This is a genomic window from Paraburkholderia sp. BCC1886, assembly GCF_900996245.1.
Lineage (GTDB): Bacteria > Pseudomonadota > Gammaproteobacteria > Burkholderiales > Burkholderiaceae > Paraburkholderia.
This window is the reverse complement of sequence record NZ_CAAJGK010000044.1, coordinates 118,620-138,870: the sequence shown is the minus strand read 5'-3', so window position 1 is coordinate 138,870 and position 20,251 is coordinate 118,620. Positions and strand designations below refer to the sequence as shown.

General features: G+C 59.8%; 29 protein-coding genes. 27 read left to right on the top strand and 2 right to left on the bottom strand.

The genetic code is table 11. From position 1 onward, the window contains the following. The first annotated feature begins 10 nt into the window (after positions 1-10). The 24 genes from rpsC (at position 11) to dsbD (ending at position 13,543) form a co-directional block, all read left to right on the top strand. Complete coding sequence (rpsC, locus tag FQ746_RS14640; RefSeq protein ID WP_144110087.1) at positions 11-811, top strand: 30S ribosomal protein S3; 801 nt, start codon at positions 11-13, stop codon at positions 809-811. A gap of 2 nt (positions 812-813) precedes the next feature. Next, positions 814-1,230 carry a 50S ribosomal protein L16 gene (gene rplP, locus FQ746_RS14635; RefSeq protein ID WP_007180131.1) on the top strand — a complete coding sequence of 139 codons (417 nt, stop codon included), beginning with the start codon at positions 814-816 and terminating at the stop codon, positions 1,228-1,230. Between the two features lie 10 nt (positions 1,231-1,240). Then, complete coding sequence (gene rpmC / locus FQ746_RS14630) at positions 1,241-1,435, top strand: 50S ribosomal protein L29 (protein WP_035933103.1); 195 nt, start codon at positions 1,241-1,243, stop codon at positions 1,433-1,435. Next, the gene (gene rpsQ, locus FQ746_RS14625) at positions 1,432-1,704 is read left to right on the top strand and encodes a 30S ribosomal protein S17 (protein WP_007180129.1); all 273 of its coding nucleotides are present in this window, start codon (positions 1,432-1,434) and stop codon (positions 1,702-1,704) included. The genes rpmC and rpsQ overlap by 4 nt, the downstream gene beginning before the upstream one ends. Positions 1,705-1,994: 290 nt before the next feature. Continuing rightward, the gene (gene rplN / locus FQ746_RS14620; RefSeq protein ID WP_031361573.1) at positions 1,995-2,363 is read left to right on the top strand and encodes a 50S ribosomal protein L14; all 369 of its coding nucleotides are present in this window, start codon (positions 1,995-1,997) and stop codon (positions 2,361-2,363) included. Between the two features lie 9 nt (positions 2,364-2,372). Continuing rightward, the gene (gene rplX, locus FQ746_RS14615) at positions 2,373-2,681 is read left to right on the top strand and encodes a 50S ribosomal protein L24 (protein ID WP_006052213.1); all 309 of its coding nucleotides are present in this window, start codon (positions 2,373-2,375) and stop codon (positions 2,679-2,681) included. A gap of 17 nt (positions 2,682-2,698) precedes the next feature. Then, a complete protein-coding gene (gene rplE, locus FQ746_RS14610; protein ID WP_006052214.1) occupies positions 2,699-3,238 on the top strand; it encodes a 50S ribosomal protein L5 in 540 nt (179 codons plus the stop codon). A gap of 7 nt (positions 3,239-3,245) precedes the next feature. After that, positions 3,246-3,551 carry a 30S ribosomal protein S14 gene (gene rpsN, locus FQ746_RS14605; RefSeq protein WP_029971247.1) on the top strand — a complete coding sequence of 102 codons (306 nt, stop codon included), beginning with the start codon at positions 3,246-3,248 and terminating at the stop codon, positions 3,549-3,551. Between the two features lie 14 nt (positions 3,552-3,565). Further along, on the top strand, positions 3,566-3,961 hold the full coding sequence (gene rpsH, locus FQ746_RS14600; protein WP_144110086.1) for a 30S ribosomal protein S8: 396 nt from the start codon (positions 3,566-3,568) through the stop codon (positions 3,959-3,961). 18 nt (positions 3,962-3,979) lie between these two features. Then, positions 3,980-4,510 carry a 50S ribosomal protein L6 gene (gene rplF / locus FQ746_RS14595; RefSeq protein WP_144110085.1) on the top strand — a complete coding sequence of 177 codons (531 nt, stop codon included), beginning with the start codon at positions 3,980-3,982 and terminating at the stop codon, positions 4,508-4,510. Between the two features lie 12 nt (positions 4,511-4,522). Continuing rightward, a complete protein-coding gene (gene rplR, locus FQ746_RS14590; RefSeq protein ID WP_144110084.1) occupies positions 4,523-4,888 on the top strand; it encodes a 50S ribosomal protein L18 in 366 nt (121 codons plus the stop codon). A gap of 14 nt (positions 4,889-4,902) precedes the next feature. Continuing rightward, positions 4,903-5,421: a 30S ribosomal protein S5 gene (gene rpsE / locus FQ746_RS14585; RefSeq protein WP_006052219.1), complete on the top strand. Its 519-nt coding sequence runs from the start codon at positions 4,903-4,905 to the stop codon at positions 5,419-5,421. A gap of 10 nt (positions 5,422-5,431) precedes the next feature. Next, positions 5,432-5,614: a 50S ribosomal protein L30 gene (rpmD, locus tag FQ746_RS14580; RefSeq protein ID WP_007180126.1), complete on the top strand. Its 183-nt coding sequence runs from the start codon at positions 5,432-5,434 to the stop codon at positions 5,612-5,614. Between the two features lie 29 nt (positions 5,615-5,643). After that, positions 5,644-6,078, top strand: a complete 435-nt coding sequence (gene rplO, locus FQ746_RS14575; protein ID WP_144110083.1) for a 50S ribosomal protein L15 — start codon at positions 5,644-5,646, stop codon at positions 6,076-6,078. 46 nt (positions 6,079-6,124) lie between these two features. Next, a complete protein-coding gene (secY, locus tag FQ746_RS14570) occupies positions 6,125-7,471 on the top strand; it encodes a preprotein translocase subunit SecY (protein WP_144110082.1) in 1,347 nt (448 codons plus the stop codon). An 8-nt stretch (positions 7,472-7,479) separates the two neighbouring features. Next, on the top strand, positions 7,480-7,698 hold the full coding sequence (gene infA, locus FQ746_RS14565; RefSeq protein WP_004521905.1) for a translation initiation factor IF-1: 219 nt from the start codon (positions 7,480-7,482) through the stop codon (positions 7,696-7,698). Between the two features lie 20 nt (positions 7,699-7,718). Then, a complete protein-coding gene (gene rpmJ / locus FQ746_RS14560) occupies positions 7,719-7,835 on the top strand; it encodes a 50S ribosomal protein L36 (protein ID WP_004199844.1) in 117 nt (38 codons plus the stop codon). A 41-nt stretch (positions 7,836-7,876) separates the two neighbouring features. Next, positions 7,877-8,242: a 30S ribosomal protein S13 gene (gene rpsM, locus FQ746_RS14555; protein ID WP_012434566.1), complete on the top strand. Its 366-nt coding sequence runs from the start codon at positions 7,877-7,879 to the stop codon at positions 8,240-8,242. 28 nt (positions 8,243-8,270) lie between these two features. After that, positions 8,271-8,675 carry a 30S ribosomal protein S11 gene (rpsK, locus tag FQ746_RS14550; protein ID WP_006052224.1) on the top strand — a complete coding sequence of 135 codons (405 nt, stop codon included), beginning with the start codon at positions 8,271-8,273 and terminating at the stop codon, positions 8,673-8,675. Positions 8,676-8,831: 156 nt separating this feature from the next. Beyond that, positions 8,832-9,455: a 30S ribosomal protein S4 gene (gene rpsD / locus FQ746_RS14545; protein ID WP_027800372.1), complete on the top strand. Its 624-nt coding sequence runs from the start codon at positions 8,832-8,834 to the stop codon at positions 9,453-9,455. A 124-nt stretch (positions 9,456-9,579) separates the two neighbouring features. Next, on the top strand, positions 9,580-10,557 hold the full coding sequence (locus tag FQ746_RS14540) for a DNA-directed RNA polymerase subunit alpha (protein WP_006052226.1): 978 nt from the start codon (positions 9,580-9,582) through the stop codon (positions 10,555-10,557). 195 nt (positions 10,558-10,752) lie between these two features. Then, a complete protein-coding gene (gene rplQ / locus FQ746_RS14535; protein WP_144110081.1) occupies positions 10,753-11,145 on the top strand; it encodes a 50S ribosomal protein L17 in 393 nt (130 codons plus the stop codon). 171 nt (positions 11,146-11,316) lie between these two features. Continuing rightward, positions 11,317-11,649 carry a divalent-cation tolerance protein CutA gene (gene cutA, locus FQ746_RS14530; RefSeq protein ID WP_144110110.1) on the top strand — a complete coding sequence of 111 codons (333 nt, stop codon included), beginning with the start codon at positions 11,317-11,319 and terminating at the stop codon, positions 11,647-11,649. Then, on the top strand, positions 11,642-13,543 hold the full coding sequence (gene dsbD / locus FQ746_RS14525; RefSeq protein ID WP_144110080.1) for a protein-disulfide reductase DsbD: 1,902 nt from the start codon (positions 11,642-11,644) through the stop codon (positions 13,541-13,543). Before cutA ends, dsbD begins: the two co-directional genes overlap by 8 nt. 118 nt (positions 13,544-13,661) lie before the next feature. On the opposite strand, the gene hemB is transcribed toward dsbD, so the two are convergent. Both hemB and yihA read right to left on the bottom strand, forming a co-directional pair. Next, on the bottom strand, positions 13,662-14,660 hold the full coding sequence (gene hemB / locus FQ746_RS14520; RefSeq protein WP_144110079.1) for a porphobilinogen synthase: 999 nt from the start codon (positions 14,658-14,660) through the stop codon (positions 13,662-13,664). Positions 14,661-14,911: 251 nt separating this feature from the next. After that, positions 14,912-15,574 carry a ribosome biogenesis GTP-binding protein YihA/YsxC gene (gene yihA, locus FQ746_RS14515; protein WP_144110078.1) on the bottom strand — a complete coding sequence of 221 codons (663 nt, stop codon included), beginning with the start codon at positions 15,572-15,574 and terminating at the stop codon, positions 14,912-14,914. Between the two features lie 336 nt (positions 15,575-15,910). On the opposite strand from yihA, the gene FQ746_RS14510 reads away from it, so the two are divergent. The 3 genes from FQ746_RS14510 (at position 15,911) to ccsB (ending at position 20,103) form a co-directional block, all read left to right on the top strand. After that, positions 15,911-16,564, top strand: coding sequence for a c-type cytochrome (locus FQ746_RS14510; RefSeq protein WP_144110077.1), 654 nt, complete (start codon positions 15,911-15,913; stop codon positions 16,562-16,564). A 115-nt stretch (positions 16,565-16,679) separates the two neighbouring features. After that, positions 16,680-18,893 (top strand): cytochrome c biogenesis protein ResB, encoded by a 2,214-nt coding sequence (locus FQ746_RS14505; RefSeq protein ID WP_144110076.1) that lies wholly within the window; start codon positions 16,680-16,682, stop codon positions 18,891-18,893. A 4-nt stretch (positions 18,894-18,897) separates the two neighbouring features. Next, positions 18,898-20,103 (top strand): c-type cytochrome biogenesis protein CcsB, encoded by a 1,206-nt coding sequence (gene ccsB, locus FQ746_RS14500; protein ID WP_144110075.1) that lies wholly within the window; start codon positions 18,898-18,900, stop codon positions 20,101-20,103. The last annotated feature ends 148 nt before the right edge of the window (positions 20,104-20,251 follow it).

Genomic DNA, 20,251 nt, shown 5'->3' with positions numbered 1-20,251 from the left:
GAGTCATACGATGGGACAGAAAATTCATCCGACTGGCTTCCGTTTGGCCGTCAGCCGCAATTGGGCGTCGCGTTGGTACGCGAACAACAACAATTTTGCGGCGATGTTGCAGGAAGACATCGGTGTTCGTGAATACCTGAAGAAGAAGCTGAAAAACGCTTCGGTTGGTCGCGTCGTCATCGAGCGTCCGGCGAAGAATGCGCGCATCACGATTTATAGCTCGCGTCCGGGTGTGGTCATCGGTAAGAAGGGCGAGGATATCGAGCTGTTGAAGTCGGAACTGCAACGTCGCATGGGCGTTCCGGTCCACGTCAACATCGAAGAGATCCGCAAGCCGGAAACCGATGCGCAACTGATCGCCGACTCGATCACGCAACAACTCGAGCGCCGGATTATGTTCCGCCGCGCGATGAAGCGTGCGATGCAAAACGCGATGCGTCTGGGTGCTCAAGGCATCAAGATCATGAGCGCCGGCCGTCTGAACGGTATCGAAATCGCCCGCACGGAGTGGTATCGCGAAGGTCGCGTGCCCCTTCATACGCTGCGCGCCGACATCGACTACGCAACTTCGGAAGCGAAGACCACGTACGGCATCATCGGCGTGAAGGTGTGGGTCTACAAGGGCGACACGCTCGGCCGTAACGACGCACCGGTGGTCGAAGAAGTCACCGAAGAAAAGCGTCCGCGCCGTAACGCACGTCCGGGTGGCGATCGCCGTCCGCGTCGCGATGGTGAGGGTGGTGGTCCGGCAGGTGCACGCCGCGGCGCTGCTCCTCGTCGTCCGGGTGGCGACGGGAAGACTGGAGAATAACGATGCTGCAACCGAAACGTAGAAAGTATCGCAAAGAGCAGAAGGGTCGTAATACCGGTATCGCCACTCGCGGCAACGCGGTGTCGTTCGGTGAATTCGGCCTGAAGGCTATCGGTCGTGGTCGTCTGACCGCGCGCCAGATTGAAGCGGCACGTCGTGCAATGACGCGCCACATCAAGCGTGGTGGCCGCATCTGGATTCGCATTTTCCCGGACAAGCCGATCTCGCACAAGCCGGCTGAAGTACGGATGGGTAACGGTAAAGGTAACCCTGAGTACTACGTCGCAGAGATTCAACCGGGCAAGATGCTGTACGAAATGGATGGCGTAACCGAAGAGCTGGCACGCGAAGCGTTCCGTCTGGCTGCAGCTAAGCTGCCGCTTAAGACGACGTTTATCGTGCGTCAGCTCGGCGCCTAAGGAGCAAATGATGAAGGCTTCCGAACTTCACCAGAAAGATCAGGCCGCGCTCAACAAGGAGCTGACGGACCTGCTTAAGGCGCAATTCGGCCTGCGCATGCAACTCGCGACCCAGCAGCTCACGAACACGAGCCAGCTGAAGAAGGTTCGTCGCGACATCGCACGCGTGCGGACCGTCCTGACTGAGAAGGCGAACCAGAAATGAACGATAGCGTAAAAACCTCGCTCAAGCGGACGCTGGTCGGCAAGGTCGTCAGCAACAAGATGGACAAGACGGTCACTGTGCTGGTCGAGCACCGCGTGAAGCACCCGATCTACGGCAAGTACGTTGTGCGTTCGAAGAAGTACCACGCGCACGACGATGCGAACACGTACAACGAGGGTGACCTCGTTGAAATCCAGGAAACGCGTCCGATTTCGAAGACGAAAGCTTGGGTTGTGGCTCGCCTGGTCGAGGCTGCTCGCGTCATCTGACGCCGCAAAGTTGTAGAAGTAATTGAAATCGCAGTAAGTTTCGCTTGCCAGACCGAAATTATTTGATATAATTTCGGTCTTCCCTCTTTTATGGGAGCCCCGTCGCGGGCGAAGTTGGTGGGGGAAGCGGTCCGGGCGCCAGTCCGTTCCGTAGGATTCACCGGATTGCGATGGCGGGTTTCGTTTGCCGTCGCTGCTGTTCATACCCAAGCAGCCGATTGGCTGACGGGACCAAGACTGACCGGGTACGCCATGGTGGTGTGACCGGATTAAGTTGGGAAAGATAAACCATGATCCAGACCGAAACTCGGCTTGAAGTGGCCGACAACACGGGTGCGCGTGAAGTTTTGTGCATCAAGGTGCTCGGCGGCTCGAAGCGTCGTTATGCCAGCATTGGCGACATCATCAAGGTGACCGTCAAAGAGGCAACGCCGCGCGGGCGCGTAAAGAAAGGCGAAATCTATAACGCCGTGGTGGTTCGCACCGCCAAGGGCGTTCGTCGTCAAGACGGCTCGCTGATCAAGTTCGATGGCAACGCCGCTGTGTTGTTGAATGCCAAGCTCGAACCTATTGGCACCCGTATCTTCGGGCCTGTCACGCGCGAGTTGCGCAGCGAACGATTCATGAAGATCGTTTCGTTGGCACCTGAAGTGCTGTAAGGAGTCGCGATGAACAAGATTCGCAAAGGTGACGAAGTTATCGTCATCACCGGCAAAGATAAAGGCAAGCGCGGCGTCGTGCTGTCCGTTGGCGAAGGCAAGGTTATTGTCGAGGGCATCAACCTCGTCAAGAAACACGTCAAGCCGAACCCGATGAAGGGTACGACGGGCGGTGTGGAAGCCAAGACGATGCCGCTGCAAATTTCGAACGTCGCATTGGTCGACGCGAATGGCAAGGCGTCGCGTGTAGGCATCAAGGTCGAGGGAGACAAGAAAGTCCGTTTCCTTAAAACGACCGGTGCCGAGCTGAGCGCCTGACGCTGCGGAGTAAAAAAATGGCTCGTTTGCAAGAGTTTTACAAAGAAAAGGTTGTACCCGGCCTCATCGAGAAGTTCGGTTACAAGTCCGTGATGGAAGTGCCGCGCATCACCAAGATCACCCTGAACATGGGCCTTGGCGAAGCGGTTGCTGACAAGAAGATCATCGAAAACGCCGTCGGCGACCTGACGAAGATCGCAGGCCAGAAGCCGGTGATCACGAAGGCACGCAAGGCAATCGCTGGCTTCAAGATCCGTCAAGGCTATCCGATCGGTGCAATGGTCACGTTGCGTGGTCAGGCAATGTACGAATTTCTGGACCGTTTCGTGACGGTTGCGCTCCCCCGGGTGCGTGACTTCCGTGGCGTGTCGGGACGTGCGTTCGACGGTCGCGGCAACTACAACATCGGTGTGAAAGAGCAGATCATTTTCCCCGAAATCGACTACGACAAGATCGACGCATTGCGTGGGCTGAATATCAGCATTACGACCACTGCGAAGACCGACGACGAAGCAAAGGCTCTGCTCGCCAGCTTCAAGTTCCCGTTCAGAAACTGAGGTTACCGTGGCTAAACTGGCACTGATCGAACGTGAAAAGAAGCGTGCTCGCCTGGCTGCTAAGTACGCTCCCAAGCGTGCTGAGCTGAAAGCGATCATCGGCGATACGAGCAAGTCGGACGAAGAGCATTACGCAGCACGTCTGGAACTGCAACAACTGCCGCGCAACTCCAATCCGACCCGTAAGCGCAATCGTTGTGCAATTACCGGTCGTCCGCGCGGCACGTTCCGTAAATTCGGGCTGGCGCGTAACAAGATTCGCGAAATCGCGTTCCGCGGCGAGATCCCTGGCCTGACCAAGGCGAGCTGGTAATAGGAGAAACGTAAATGAGTATGAGTGATCCTATCGCCGATATGCTGACTCGCATCCGCAATGCGCAGATGGTTGAGAAAGTTTCGGTGACTATGCCCTCGTCGAAAGTCAAGGTTGCGATTGCGCAAGTCCTTAAGGACGAAGGTTATATCGATGATTTCGCAGTGAAGTCTGAAGGTGCGAAATCTGAATTGAACATCACGTTGAAGTACTACGCTGGCCGTCCGGTCATCGAGCGCATTGAACGCGTTTCGAAGCCTGGTCTGCGTGTGTACCGCGGCCGTAACGACATCCCCGTGGTCATGAATGGCCTCGGCGTGGCAATCGTGTCGACGCCGAAGGGCGTGATGACGGACCGCAAGGCGCGTGCAACGGGCGTTGGCGGCGAAGTCATCTGCTACGTCGCTTAAGGCCGAAAGGAGAGAAACATGTCTCGAGTAGGTAAAAGCCCGATCGCGCTGCAAGGCGCAGAAGTGGCCCTGAGCGACGATAGCATCACCGTCAAGGGTCCGCTGGGTACGATTACGCAGGCAGCGAACCGCCTGGTGAAAGTGGTGAACGACAACGGCACGTTGAATTTCGCGCCGGCTGACGAAAGCCGCGAAGCGAATGCGATGTCGGGCACGATGCGCGCACTGGTTGCAAACATGGTGAACGGCGTGACGAAGGGTTTCGAGCGCAAGCTGACGCTGGTTGGCGTCGGTTACCGCGCACAGGCGCAAGGCGACAAGCTGAATCTGTCGCTGGGTTTCTCGCACCCCGTGGTGCACCAGATGCCGGAAGGCGTGAAGGCCGAGACCCCGACGCAAACCGAAATCGTGATCAAGGGGATCGACAAACAGAAAGTTGGCCAGGTCGCTGCAGAAGTGCGCGGCTATCGCCCGCCGGAGCCCTACAAGGGCAAGGGTGTGCGTTACGCCAACGAGGTTGTGATCCTCAAAGAAACGAAAAAGAAGTAAGGGTGCGCAATCATGGATAAGACTCAATCTCGCCTGCGCCGCGCTCGTCAGACGCGTATCAAGATCTCCGAGCTGCAGGTCGCGCGTCTCGCCGTGCATCGCACGAACACGCACATTTATGCGCAAGTGTTCTCGCCGTGCGGCACCAAGGTGCTGGCTAGCGCGTCGACGCTCGAGGCCGAAGTGCGTGCGCAACTGGCTGATCAAACCGGCAAGGGCGGCAACGTCAATGCTGCGACCTTGATCGGCAAGCGCATTGCAGAAAAGGCTAAGGCTGCCGGCATCGAATCCGTCGCCTTCGACCGTTCAGGTTTCCGTTACCACGGCCGCGTGAAAGCGCTGGCTGATGCGGCGCGCGAAGCCGGACTCAAGTTCTAAGGGAAGAATTCGTCATGGCAAAGATGCAAGCGAAAGTTCAGGCTGACGAACGCGACGACGGCCTGCGCGAAAAGATGATTTCGGTCAACCGCGTGACCAAGGTCGTGAAGGGTGGCCGGATTCTCGGTTTCGCCGCACTGACCGTGGTTGGCGACGGTGATGGCCGCGTCGGTATGGGCAAGGGCAAGGCGAAGGAAGTGCCGGTCGCTGTTCAGAAGGCGATGGAACAGGCTCGCCGCAACATGTTCAAGGTGCCGCTGAAGAACGGTACTCTGCAACACGAAGTGCACGGTAAGCACGGCGCATCGATGGTCCTCCTCGCCCCGGCGAAGGACGGTACCGGTGTGATCGCTGGCGGCCCGATGCGCGCAGTGTTCGACGTGATGGGCGTGCAGAACGTTGTGGCGAAGAGCCACGGTTCGACGAACCCGTACAACCTCGTTCGTGCAACGCTCGACGGTCTGCGCAAGCAGTCCACGCCGGGCGATATCGCGGCGAAGCGCGGCAAGTCCGTCGAAGATATTCTGGGCTAAGGTGGACACCATGTCTGATAAAACTGTCAAGGTCCAGCTCGTCAAGAGCCTGATCGGCACCCGTGAAACGCACCGTGCTACGGTGCGTGGCCTGGGCCTGCGCCGACTCAACTCGGTCAGCGAGTTGCAGGACACGCCGGCCGTGCGCGGCATGATCAACAAGGTTTCGTACCTCGTTAAGGTCATCAGCTAAGCGGCTGACCAGGACTCAAGGAGTTGATAATGGAATTGAATAACCTGAAGCCGGCTGAAGGCGCGAAGCACGCAAAGCGTCGCGTTGGTCGTGGTATCGGCTCTGGCCTCGGCAAGACTGCTGGCCGTGGTCACAAGGGTCAGAAGTCGCGTTCGGGCGGCTTTCACAAGGTTGGCTTCGAAGGCGGTCAAATGCCGCTGCAACGTCGCCTGCCGAAGCGCGGTTTCACTTCGCTGACGAAGGAATTCATCGGTGAAGTGCGTCTCTCGGATCTGGAAAAGCTGCCGGTCGACGAAGTCGATTTGCTGGCTCTGAAGCAAGCCGGCCTGGTCGGTGAGCTGATCAAGAGCGCCAAGATCATCGCGACGGGCGAGCTGAAGCGCAAGATCGTTGTGAAGGGTCTGGGTGCGACGAAGGGTGCGCGCGCTGCTATCGAAGCAGCCGGCGGCTCTTTTGCCGAGTAACGTGCAAGTTATTTGCCGTCACTAGCATTTGCATCGGAGAAGGTACTTGGCTAACAGCCCGAGTCTCGCAAAACCCGGTCGCGGCGCGGCGAAGTTCGGCGATCTGCGTCGGCGTGCAGTATTCCTGCTGCTGGCGTTGATCGTCTACCGTATCGGCGCGCATATTCCGGTGCCGGGTATCGACCCGGACCAACTGGCTAAGCTGTTCCAAAGCCAGTCGGGCGGCATCCTTGGCATGTTCAACATGTTTTCGGGTGGCGCACTTTCGCGGTTCACTATTTTCGCGCTTGGGATCATGCCGTACATTTCGGCGTCGATCATCATGCAGTTGCTGGCGATCGTCTCGCCGCAACTCGAAGCGCTGAAGAAAGAAGGGCAGGCGGGTCAACGGAAGATCACGCAGTACACGCGTATCTTCACGGTCCTGCTGGCGACGTTCCAGGCTTTCGGCATTGCCGTAGCTCTGGAAAATCAGCCTGGCCTCGTGATCGACCCGGGAATGGTGTTTCGGTTGACGACGGTCGTGACGCTGGTAACGGGCACGATGTTCCTGATGTGGCTGGGTGAGCAAATCACGGAGCGCGGTCTCGGAAACGGTATCTCGATCATCATTTTCGGCGGTATTGCGGCTGGTTTCCCGAACGCAATCGGTGGTCTTTTCGAACTGGTGCGAACCGGCTCGATGAGCATCATCTCGGCGATTATCGTGGTCGCGCTGATTGCTGCAGTGACGTATCTGGTGGTGTTCATCGAACGCGGCCAGCGCAAGATTCTTGTGAATTACGCCAAGCGGCAGGTCGGCAACAAGATTTACGGCGGTCAGTCCTCGCATTTGCCGCTGAAGTTGAACATGTCGGGCGTGATTCCGCCGATCTTCGCATCGTCGATCATTCTCTTCCCGGCAACCATCCTGAACTGGTTTAGTTCGGGGTCGCGTACCGGCTGGTTCGCAGACACATTGCATAACGTAGCCGAAGCTCTCAAGCCCGGCCAACCCGTGTATGTGTTGCTGTACGCGTTGGCGATCGTCTTCTTCTGTTTTTTCTACACCGCCTTGGTGTTTAACAGCAGGGAAACGGCCGACAACCTGAAAAAGAGTGGCGCTTTCGTTCCAGGCATCCGCCCGGGCGATCAAACGGCGCGATATATCGACCGTATCCTCACGCGTCTGACGCTGGCTGGTGCGATCTACATCGTCTTCGTTTGCCTGCTGCCCGAGTTTTTGGTACTGCGCTGGAACGTGCCGTTTTATTTTGGTGGTACGTCGCTGCTGATCATTGTCGTCGTCACAATGGATTTCATGGCACAGGTGCAGTCGTACGTAATGTCGCAACAGTATGAATCGCTGCTGAAGAAGGCCAATTTCAAAGGCGGCGGCGTCCCGATGCGTTGAAAGGACTTATGGCCAAAGACGATGTTATCCAGATGCAGGGTGAAGTCATCGAAAACCTGCCTAATGCTACCTTCAGGGTGAAGCTGGAAAACGGCCATGTCGTATTGGGACACATATCCGGCAAGATGCGGATGCACTACATCCGAATCTTGCCGGGCGACAAGGTGACGGTTGAATTGACGCCTTACGATCTGTCGCGTGCGCGGATCGTGTTCCGGGCGAAGTGATTTGAAAAAAGGGTAATATCATGAAAGTGATGGCATCGGTTAAGCGCATTTGCCGCAATTGCAAGATCATCAAGCGCAAGGGCGTTGTGCGCGTGATTTGCAGCTCTGATCCGCGCCACAAACAGCGTCAAGGCTGAACGCCGCGCTTTTTGCTGCGCTTTTTGTTTGAGGAAAAACAATGGCTCGTATCGCAGGGGTTAACATCCCGAATCACCAGCATACCGAAATCGGCTTGACGGCTATTTACGGTGTAGGCCGCACGCGCTCGCGCGACATTTGCGTCGCTGCTGGTGTGGCATTTTCGAAGAAGGTCAAAGACCTGAACGACGCAGACCTCGAAAAGCTGCGTGAAGAAGTCGGCAAGTTCATCGTTGAAGGCGATCTGCGCCGTGAAACGACGATGAATATCAAGCGCCTGATGGATCTCGGCTGCTATCGTGGCGTGCGGCATCGTAAGGGCTTGCCCCTGCGCGGCCAACGTACGCGTACGAATGCCCGTACGCGCAAGGGTCCGCGTCGTGCAGCGCAATCGCTGAAGAAGTAAGCGGAACTGACAGTTACAGGAAAACGTAATGGCTAAGGCTTCGAACAACTCCGCGGCGCAACGCGTTCGCAAGAAGGTCAAGAAGAACGTCGCCGAGGGCGTGGTTCACGTTCACGCGTCGTTCAACAACACCATCATCACGATCACCGATCGTCAAGGCAATGCACTCGCCTGGGCAACGTCAGGTGGTCAGGGCTTCAAGGGTTCGCGTAAATCGACCCCGTTTGCAGCTCAGGTGGCCGCCGAATCGGCTGGCCGCGTGGCGATGGAATACGGCGTGAAGAACCTCGAAGTGCGTATCAAGGGCCCCGGCCCGGGCCGCGAGTCGGCGGTGCGCGCGTTGCATGGTCTTGGCATCAAGATCACCGCGATCTCCGACGTCACGCCGGTACCGCACAACGGCTGCCGTCCGCCGAAGCGTCGTCGTATCTAAGACGCTGTTTTCGCAAGCGCCTGTTGCCGCTGGGTGGTAGTCCGGCGACGGCAGGCCGCTTGCGTTATTGAATTGACTAAGCCCACCGTTCGACCCAAAGGGTTCGGACTAGCGCGAGTGCAGGCATTCGCGTGATCAATCAACGAAGGAACCAACGTGGCACGTTACATCGGCCCTAAGGCCAAGCTCTCCCGCCGTGAAGGCACTGACCTCTTCCTGAAGAGCGCCCGTCGTTCGCTGGCTGACAAGTGCAAGCTTGACAGCAAGCCCGGCCAACATGGCCGCACCTCGGGTGCACGTACGTCCGACTACGGCACGCAGCTGCGCGAAAAGCAAAAAGTGAAGCGCATCTACGGCGTGCTCGAGCGTCAATTCCGCCGCTACTTCGCTGAAGCCGACCGCCTGAAGGGCAACACGGGTGAAAACCTGCTGCAGTTGCTCGAATCGCGTCTGGACAACGTCGTGTATCGCATGGGCTTCGGCTCGACGCGCGCTGAAGCGCGTCAGCTGGTTAGCCACAAGGCAATCACGGTGAACGGCGTGGTGTCGAACATCCCGTCGATGCAAGTGAAGGCTGGCGACGTCGTCGCTGTCCGTGAACAGAAGAAGAAGCAGGCTCGTATTCTCGAAGCGCTGTCGCTCGCCGAACAAGGCGGTCTGCCGAGCTGGGTTGCCGTGGATTCGAAGAAATTCGAAGGCACGTTCAAGTCGAAGCCGGAACGCAGCGACATCGCTGGCGATATCAACGAAAGCCTGATCGTCGAATTGTATTCGCGGTAATCGGATTAACGGCCGGGGCACCCCGTTTGCATTGCGCAAAGGGGCGTCCCGGCTGTTTATTTTCAGGTTGTTACCGGTCAGCCTTATCGGTGTAACGAGCCGAGGGTATTGAAAAGGAAAACCTATGCAAACCAGTTTGTTGAAGCCCAAGATCATCGCTGTTGAATCGCTTGGCGAGAGCCATGCGAAAGTGGTCATGGAACCGTTTGAACGCGGTTACGGCCACACCTTGGGTAACGCGCTCCGGCGCGTGCTGCTGTCGTCGATGATCGGCTATGCGCCGACCGAAGTGACGATCGCAGGCGTCGTACATGAATATTCGACGCTCGACGGTGTGCAAGAGGATGTCGTCAACCTGTTGTTGAACCTGAAGGGCGTGGTCTTCAAGCTGCACAACCGTGACGAAGTGACGGTGACGCTGCGCAAGGAAGGCGAAGGCGTTGTCACCGCTGGCGACATCGAACTCGCGCACGATTGCGAAGTCATCAATCCGGATCACGTGATTGCGCATCTGTCGAAGGGCGGCAAGCTCGACGTGCAGATCAAGGTCGAAAAGGGCCGCGGTTATGTACCGGGCAACGTGCGTCGTTATGGCGAAGAGTCGGCCAAGATCATCGGCCGTATCGTGCTGGATGCGTCGTTCTCGCCGGTTCGCCGCGTGAGCTACGCCGTCGAAAGCGCGCGTGTCGAACAGCGTACCGACCTCGACAAACTCGTGATGAACATCGAAACCAACGGTGTGATTTCGCCGGAAGAAGCGATCCGTCAATCGGCGCGCATTCTGGTCGATCAACTGTCGGTGTTCGCTGCCCTGGAAGGCACTGAAGCTACGGCGGAAGCGCCGTCGCGTGCGCCGCAGATCGATCCGATCCTGCTGCGCCCGGTCGATGACCTCGAACTGACGGTTCGTTCCGCGAACTGCCTGAAGGCCGAGAACATCTACTACATCGGCGACCTGATCCAGCGTACGGAAAACGAGTTGCTGAAGACCCCGAATCTGGGTCGCAAGTCGTTGAACGAAATCAAGGAAGTATTGGCGTCGCGTGGTTTGACGCTCGGCATGAAGCTCGAAAACTGGCCGCCGGCAGGTCTGGACAAGTAATCGGGCGAGCCGGGACATCACTCCCGCCGCTGCAGTGGCAAAGACGCGGATTTTCCTTTAGAATCCGCGTCTTGTCTTTTTTCACTACCGGCCCGTGCACTGGCTACCATGGTTCCCGAACACCGGAACCAACAGGCAGCGTTAAGACAGTGCGATAGAAGAGCTGGACCAAAACTTTGAATCGAAGGAATTAACATGCGTCACCGTCATGGTTTGCGGAAACTGAACCGCACGAGCAGCCACCGTCTGGCAATGCTCCGTAATATGTCCAACTCGCTGATCGCGCACGAAGTCATCAAGACCACGCTGCCGAAGGCCAAAGAACTCCGTAAAGTCGTCGAGCCGCTGATCACGCTCGGCAAGAAGCCGTCGCTGGCAAATCGTCGTCTGGCGTTCAACCGCCTGCGCGATCGTGACTCGGTCACGAAGCTGTTCGAAGTGCTGGGCCCGCGTTACGCTACCCGTCCGGGCGGCTACCTGCGCGTGCTGAAGTTCGGTTTCCGCGTTGGCGACAATGCACCGATGGCACTGGTCGAACTGCTCGATCGTCCGGAAGTCGAAGAAACCGAAGTGCAAGAAGCTGAGTAAGCTTTTAGCATCGCGAGAAAAAGCCAGGCGCCAAGCCTGGCTTTTTTTATTCCCGCCCCCCAAACGCGGCGCCGCCGCGCAAAGCGCAAAGCTCACCGGCCTGCGTCCAGCCAAGCCTGAGTGATACGATATCGCCACCTCGACCGAGCCAGTCTGGAGTTATCCGTGAGCGTGAGCAGCAGCGTGACGTTAGTGTTGACCACCGTGCCGGACAAAGCCGTGGCTCGAACGCTTGCAGATGGCGCGCTGGCAGCAAGACTCTGCGCATGCGTCAGCGAACTGGGACTGGTGCAATCCAGCTACCACTGGCAAGGCACGATCGAAACCACCGAGGAAATCCAGCTCCTGTTCAAGACCAGCGCGGCCCGCGTCCACGAACTGGAGCAGTACATCCAGGCGCACCATCCCTACGACACTCCGGAAATCCTCTCATGGTCCGCGACGGCATCCGCCGCGTATGGCCAGTGGGTCGCCACGGAAACTCAACGCACTCTCCATGTTTAACGGCTTCGACCGACGCGTACGCAATGCGCTGCGCACCTTCTTTCTCGCGCTCGTGTGCATCACGTCGACGCAATTCGGCACGCTCGCGCGCGCCGCGGACGACTTCCTCGATCCCGCGGTAGCGTTCAAATTCAGCGCGACCGAACAGCCGGGCGAAGTCGACGTGACGTACAGGATCGCGGACGGCTACTACATGTACCGCGAGCGCTTCGCATTCGTCACCCGCAACGCTGGCAACAACGGCACGGTGACGCTCGGCGAGCCGAATCTGCCGGCGGGCCACGTCAAGTTCGACGAGACGTTCAACAAGAACGTCGAAACGTATCGCAACCAGCTCACCATCCGGATTCCCATCAAGCAGGCGGCCGGCCCGTTCGATCTGGCCGTCACATCGCAAGGTTGCGCGGACGCGGGCATCTGCTATCCGCCGATGGAGCGCGTCTATCACGTCAGCGGCGCGGCCTTGCAGCCGGCCGGCAGCGCGACGGCAGCCGCAGCAAACGCCACGCAATCGGCAACGACCGGTAGCACGCCGTGGTACGAGCGCGCTACCAACGCCGACTATGCGCAATCGCTGCTGCAAAGCGGTGGCTTCCTCGCGATCATCGGACTCTACTTCGCGGCCGGCGCCGTGCTCAGCCTGCTGCCGTGTTCTTACCCGATGATCCCGATCCTCTCGGCCATCATCATCGGCGAGGGGGCTCGGGTGACGCGCACGCGCGGCTTCGCATTGTCGCTCGCGTATGTGATCGGCATGGCGCTCGTTTACACGGCCTTGGGCGTCGCCGCCGCGCTGGTCGGCCAAAGCCTGGGCGCCTGGCTGCAGAATCCCTGGGTGCTGGGCGCGTTCGGCGTCCTGCTGACCGCCTTTGCATTGACGTTAATCGGCGGTGTCGACATTGCGCTGCCGCAGCGCTGGCAAGACGGCGTCTCGCGCGCATCGAACGGCCGTTCCGGAGGCAAATTCGCGGCGGTCGCCGTGATGGGCGCATTGTCGGCGCTGGTGGTGGGCGCCTGCATGACCGCGCCACTTTTCGCTGTGCTGGCTTTCATCGCGCACACCGGCGATGCCGTGCTCGGCGGCGCCGCGCTTTTCGCGATGGGCCTGGGCCTCGGCGTTCCTCTTCTGATCATCGGACTCGGCGCAGGCACCTTGCTGCCGCGTGCCGGCGCATGGATGGACGGCGTCAAGGTGTTCTTCGGCGTGGTGTTGCTCGGCGCAGCGTTGTGGATCGTCTGGCCGGTGCTCGGCGCGAGCGCCGTCATGCTGTTGAGCGCGTTATGGCTGTTGATCGCCGCCACTTCGCTCGGACTGTTTTCGGGCCTGGTCACCGGAGCAAGCGGTGCATCTCTATGGCGACGGCTCGGCCGTGCGGTCGGGGCAGCGCTCGCCGTGTGGGCGGTCGTGCTGCTGGTCGGCGTGGCGGCGGGTTCGTCCGATCCGCTGAGGCCATTAGCCGTCTTCGCTGCCCGAGGTGCGGGCAACGCGACCGGCGCCAATTCTGTCAACGGGTCGCAAACCGCTGCATCCGCCGATCTGGTCTTCGGCTCGGTGCGCTCCTCGCCCGAACTGGATCAGGCGGTGAAAACGGCCGCCAAACCCGCCATGCTCGATTTCTACGCGGACTGGTGCGTCAGTTGCAAGGAAATGGAGAAGTTCACCTTCAGCGACGCCCGCGTTCAGGCCAAACTGAAGCAGATGAACTTGCTGCGCGCCGACGTAACGGCCAACAATCCCGACGACCAGACCTTGCTCAAGCGTTTCAGCCTGTTCGGACCGCCGGGCATTATCTTTTTCGATCGGAACGGTAAGGAAGTGCTGCGGGTGGTTGGCTACGAGTCCGCCGACACGTTCCTGCGCTCGCTGGAGCGCGTCGGCACGCCGGCAGCGTAACCCTCACTCTGCAGAGCAAAGCAAAGCCGCAATAAAAAAGAGGCGCGACCCGAAGGTCCGCCTCTTCATCTGGCCTAAGCCATCACGCGCCGGACATCGAGCGCCCGGCCGCCGCGCGCTACTTCTGCGCGCGCAAAATCCGCGCGGCATCCAGCGCGAAGTAAGTCAGAACACCATCCGCGCCGGCGCGTTTGAACGCCAGCAGCGACTCCATCATGGCCTTGTCGTGATCGAGCCAGCCGTTCTGCGCGGCCGCCTTCAACATCGCGTACTCGCCGCTCACCTGATAGACATACGTCGGAAAACGGAACTCGTCCTTCACCAGTCGCACGATGTCCAGATACGGCATGCCTGGCTTGACCATCACCATGTCCGCGCCTTCGTCGATGTCGGCCTGCACTTCACGCAGCGCTTCGTTCGAGTTGGACGGATCCATCTGATACGTCATCTTGTTGCTCTTGCCGAGATTCGTCGCCGAGCCGACGGCATCGCGGAACGGACCGTAGAACGCCGAAGCAAACTTCGCGGCGTAAGCCATGATGCGCGTATGCACATGGTCTTCGCTCTCGAGCATCTCGCGGATCGCGCCGATGCGGCCGTCCATCATGTCCGACGGCGCCACGATATCCACGCCGGCTTGTGCCTGGGCTCGCGCCTGTTCGATCAGGATATCGACGGTTTCGTCGTTGATCACGTAACCGGCTTCGTCGAGCACACCGTCCTGGCCGTGGCTCGTGTACGGGTCGAGCGCGACATCGGTGAGCACGCCCAGATCGGGGAAATTCTTCTTGAGTTCGCGAATCGCCCGCGGAATCAAACCGGCCGGGTTGGTCGCTTCACGGCCATCGGGCGTCTTCAGCGAAGGTTCGATTGCCGGAAACAGCGAGATGACCGGCACGCCGAGTTCAACGCATTGTGCGGCCACGCCCATCAGCAGATCGACCGATACGCGCTCGACGCCGGGCATCGACGGAACGGCTTGCCGCACGTTGGTGCCTTCGACGACGAACACGGGATAGATCAGATCGTTGGTGGTGAGGATGTTTTCTCGCATCAGACGGCGCGAGAAGTCGTCACGGCGCATACGGCGCGGACGGTGGTGCGGGTAGAAGCTCATAGGGGAATCGAAGAGGTGGATGGGGGGAGTGGACAAGTCACGCCTGCCTCCGCTCGCGGAAACTTTTCGAGACAATGGTATATCATACCGATCGAGCAAGGCGCCTCGCGCTGACCTCCCCGCTTCTCCTCCCTGAGCGGGTGCCTGTCAGTTTTTTGATTAGGCTGTTTGACCCGCCGTTCAAGCGGCGGGTTTTTTTATGGGCGGCCGCAAACGCGTGTTTGCACGGGCCGCAACGGCGGGCGCCGCTGTTACTGCGCTTCGTCCACTTCGCCGGATTCCTCGCTAGCCTTGGGAATCAACCAGCTTTCGATGAGTTCGTGAGCGTCGTCGAGGCCCACTCGCTTGAGCGCGGAAAAGAGTTGCGCGGTCAGTTCACCCTGATAGCCCGCGGCGCGATATTCCGCCAGACCCTTCTGCGTGGCGCGCAAAGCATTGGTGCTTTCCTGACGCGACAATTTGTCGCTTTTGGTGAGCAGCGTGTGAATTGGCTTGCCGGTCGGCGCAAACCACTCGATCATGCGGCGGTCCAGATCGGTCAGCGGGCGGCGCGAATCCATCATCAGGATCATGCCGCGCAGTTGCGAGCGCGTCTGCAGATACGTCGACAGCAAGGCTTCCCAATGCGCTTTGGCGGCGCCCGGCACTTCCGCATAACCGTAACCCGGCAGATCGACCAGATGCGCGGTGGGTTCGTCTGCTTTGCCGACGGAGAAATAGTTGATGTGCTGCGTACGGCCCGGCGTCTTACTGGCGAAGGCCAGACGCTTCTGGTTGCAGAGAATATTGATGGCCGTAGATTTACCCGCATTCGAGCGCCCCGCGAAGCAGATTTCGGGTTGCGCAGTCGCCGGCAGATCACGCAAGTGATTGACCGTGGTGAAAAAGCGGGATTGGTGGAGCAGGAAGGACATGTTCAGGCCAGGATTCGAGACGCCGGGGAACCCGGAGCGGGGACGGGTCAAGCCCGACTGGCGTCTTAGCGATTAGCGAGTTATTGTACAATACGACGGTTTACTGAAAACCTGAGGGGGCCAGCCCGCGTGCCTTGGCGGCTCCTCACGGTCACCCGGTCGCCGTCGTGATTTGCAAAGCCTTCAAAAGAACGCCGGGCCGTCCCAAGCTTTTCGCATCGCAGTAAGTCCTCGTCGGGGATCGCCCCCTCTGAGGGCCAAGCGCAAGTGCCACTGGCGATGCGCCGGGTTTGGGGGCTCTCTAAAAAATCCCACAAGACGAGACAGGGTGCGCGAATGAATCGACTGAGCAAGACTCTGATGGTGCTTCAGGTGGCGGCAGGTCTTTCAGGTTTGACAATTCAGGCACGAGCAGCAGATCCGGCCAAACCGGACGTCAATCGGGGGCAGGCCATCGCGGTGCAGGTGTGCGCGTCCTGTCACGGGGCAGACGGCAACAGTACCGGCGGTGCCTATCCCAAGCTGGCGGGCCAGCATCCCGAGTACCTCGTCAAGCAGCTGATGGATTTCAAAACGCAGCCGGGCTCGAAGCAGCCGGCGCGCAACAATGCGATCATGGCGGGCATGGCTGCGGCGCTCTCCGATCAGGACATGGTCAACGTCGCCGCGTATTTTTCGACGCAAACCCCGAAACCCGGTTACGCGCACAACAAGGACACGGTCCCGCTCGGTCAGAAAATCTACCGGGCCGGCCTCGCGGACAAGGGCGTACCGGCCTGTGCCAGCTGCCACGGTCCGACCGGTCAGGGGATTCCGTCGCAGTATCCGCGTCTGTCGGGCCAGTGGGCCGACTACACGGTCGCGCAGTTGACCGCGTTCACGCAGGGACCGGGCGCGCGTAATAACAACGACGCGATGCATGCCGTAGCATCGCGTCTGTCGGACAGCGATATCAAGGCTGTCGCCGACTACATCGCGGGGCTGCATTAAGAGGCCCGCACGCAGGTGCAACCGGTCCGTCGAGATCGGTACCAATAAGAAAAGGGTGGAGGCGTCGTACGCACGACGGCCGGTCACCCTTTTTTGCTGTTCAGCCGGAGTTTGAATGAGCGTCACCACGTCGGGTCTGCAGTCGAAGTCGGGCAATCGCCTCACGCGCAGCGTCATCGAAGTCATGAGTTCGATGCGCTTCGCCATCGCGCTGCTCGTGATTCTGTCCATCGCCAGCATCATCGGCACCGTCCTCACGCAGGACGATCCGTATCCAAACTACGTCAACCAGTTCGGCCCGTTCTGGGCCGACATCTTCCGCTCGCTGAGTCTGTACACCGTGTACAGCTCGTGGTGGTTCATGCTGATCCTCGCTTTCCTGATGGTGTCGGTGTCGCTCTGCGTAATCCGCAACGGCCCGAAAATGGTCGCCGACGCAAAGAGCTGGAAAGACAAAGTCCGCGAAGGCAGCCTGCGCGCGTTTCATCACAAAGGCGAATTCGCGGTGCAAGGCACGCGCGCTGAGACTTCGGCGGTGCTGGCCAGGCTCTCCGCGCGACTCGGCTACAAGTTCGTTACGCGCGAATCGGAAGGCGCGACGCTGATCGCGGCCAAGCGCGGCGCGCTCACCAAGTTCGGCTACATCTCGGCTCATCTCGCGATCGTGGTGATCTGCCTCGGCGGTCTGCTCGACAGCAATCTGCCGATCAAGCTGCAAATGTGGCTGTTCGGCAAGTCGCCGATCAGCGCGAACACGGTCATCAACGACATTCCGCCGGAACACCGTCTGTCGCAGTCGAACCCGTCGTTCCGTGGCTATGCGTGGGTGCCTGAAGGGCAGCACGTGTCCACCGCGATCCTGAACGAGCCGAACGGCTCGCTGATCCAGGACCTGCCGTTCTCGATCGAACTCAACAAGTTCATCGTCGACTACTACTCGACGGGCATGCCGAAGCTGTTCGCAAGCGACATCGTGGTGGTGGATCACAAGACCGGCGCGCGCGTGCCGGCGCGCGTCGAGGTGAACAAACCCTTCACCTACGACGGCGTGTCGATCTACCAGTCGAGCTTCCAGGACGGCGGCTCGCAGATGCAGATGACGGCCTACCCGATGAGCGGCAATAGCGCGAAGACCGCGCCGTTCGGCGGCATTATCGGCGGCAATGCGCCGTTGAGCACCGCGAGTCCGCTGGCCGACGGCCAAACCGTCGAGTTCACCGATTTCCGCGCGATCAATGTCGAGAACATCTCGAACGGCAGCGGCCAGAACGACGCGCGCGGCGTAGCCGCGCACAGCACGCTGAAAGAAGCGTTCGACGAACGGCTCGGCTCGGGCGCGAAGACCTCGAAGCCGCTCGATCTGCATAACGTCGGGCCGTCGGTTCAATACAAGGTGCGCGACAAGGACGGCCAGGCGCGCGAGTACAACAACTACATGCTGCCGGTCGACGTGGCCGGCGAACGCATGTTTCTCGCCGGCATGCGCGTGAATCCGGACGACCCGTTCCGCTATCTGCGCATTCCGGCCGACACGGGCGGCACCGTCAAGGAATGGATGAACCTGCGCGCCACGCTGGAAAACCCGGCGATGCGCACCGCGGCCGCGCATCGTTTCGCGTTGCGCTCGGTGCCGGGCTCGAATCCCGAGTTGCAGCAGCATCTGGAAGAAAGCGCGTTGCGCGTGCTGACGCTGTTCGCCGGCGCCGACACCAGCATCAAGACGCCGAACGGTCAGACCGTCGGCGGCTTCCAGGCCATCGCCGGTTTCATCGATCACTCGGTGCCCAAGGCCGAGCAGGAAAAAGCCGCCGGCCTGCTGCTGCGCATGCTGGAAGGCTCGACGTGGGACCTCTGGCAACTGTCGCGCGAGCAACTCGGCGAGCCCGAAGCCGCAGCGAGCGCCGACGCGAGCCGCTTCATCCAGAGCTCGATCAACGCGATTTCCGACAGCTTTCTGTATGGATCGCCGGTCTATCTGCAACTCGACTCATTCAAGCAGGTGCAAGCTTCGGTATTTCAGTTGACGCGCGCACCCGGCAAAAAAGTCGTGTATCTTGGCAGCCTGCTCCTCGTGTCAGGCATCTTCTCGATGTTCTACGTCCGCGAACGGCGCCTCTGGTTCTGGCTGAAAGACACCGACCTCGGCACGACCGTCGTGATGGCGATGTCGAGTGCCCGCAAGACGCTCGACTTCGAAAAAGAATTCGTGCAAACCCGCGACGCAGTGAGCACCGCCCTCGGCGCGACACTCATCGAAGCACCCGATGCCTCCGACACAGTCGGCTCCCGCGCCGAGCCGTCCACTCGCTCCCAAGATTCGACACGGTAAGATCATGGACCTGACTCAAGCATCCTCATCCTCGGCCTCGCGGCTTAGAAAAACGCCCGCGAGCGAAACGCTCAACGTCGAACAGTTCGACGACCGCCCGTTTCTGAAACGGCTCGGTATCGTCGACTGGCTGTTCGCTCTCGCCATGGTCGCCGGAGCGGGTTTTGCGCTGACGCGCTATCACCCGTTCATGAACTACTACGACAAGCTGGTGCTGTGCTGCGCAGTTCCGGTGTTCGTGGTGCTGGGCTGGCGCTGGAAGCCGGTGCGACCGCTCATGGTGGGTATCGCCGCGCTGTCGCTGCTGGCCATCCAGATCTATCACGGCGATCTGGCGCGCGCGGACACCGCGTTCTTCCTGAAGTACTTCCTCTCGAGTCAGTCGGCCATCTTGTGGATGAGCGCGCTCTTCGTGTTCGCCACGGTGTTCTACTGGATCGGGCTGCTGTCGCGGTCGCCGACCGGCGGCGCGATCGGTTCCACCATGACGTGGGCCGCGGTGGTGATGGGCTTCGTCGGCCTGATGGTGCGCTGGTACGAGTCGTATCTGATCGGCGCGGACGTCGGCCATATTCCTATCTCGAACCTCTACGAAGTATTCGTGCTGTTCAGCCTGATTACCGCGCTTTTCTATCTGTACTACGAGCAGCACTACAACACCCGTGCGCTCGGCGCGTTCGTGCTGCTGGTGATCAGCGCGGCGGTTGGCTTTCTCATGTGGTACTCGGTATCGCGCGATGCGCAGCAGATCCAGCCGCTGGTGCCGGCGCTGCAAAGCTGGTGGATGAAGATTCACGTGCCGGCGAACTTCATCGGCTACGGCAGCTTCGCGCTGTCGGCGATGGTCGGGGTCGCCTATCTGGCCAAGGAGCGCGGTGTACTGGCCGACCGCCTGCCGCCGCTCGAAGTGCTCGACGACCTGATGTACAAGTCGATCGCCGTCGGCTTCGCTTTCTTCACGATCGCGACGATTCTCGGCGCGCTGTGGGCGGCCGAAGCGTGGGGCGGCTACTGGAGCTGGGACCCGAAGGAAACCTGGGCGCTGATCGTCTGGCTGAATTACGCCGCCTGGCTGCATATGCGTCTCATGAAGGGCCTGCGCGGTGCGGTGGCCGCGTGGTGGGCGCTGACCGGCCTGCTGGTGACGACCTTCGCGTTCCTCGGCGTGAACATGTTCCTGTCGGGCTTGCATAGTTACGGCAAGCTGTAAGAACGGCTTTCCGCTGTCGATCGAAACCGCCGTGTGCCTCAGCCCCGGCGGTTTTTTTTATGGCGGGCGGAATATTTGCTGCATCCAGAGTGTTCGCCATCACAGTATCTATCGATGTCGGGATGGCCCGTCTATCACTATGACCGCA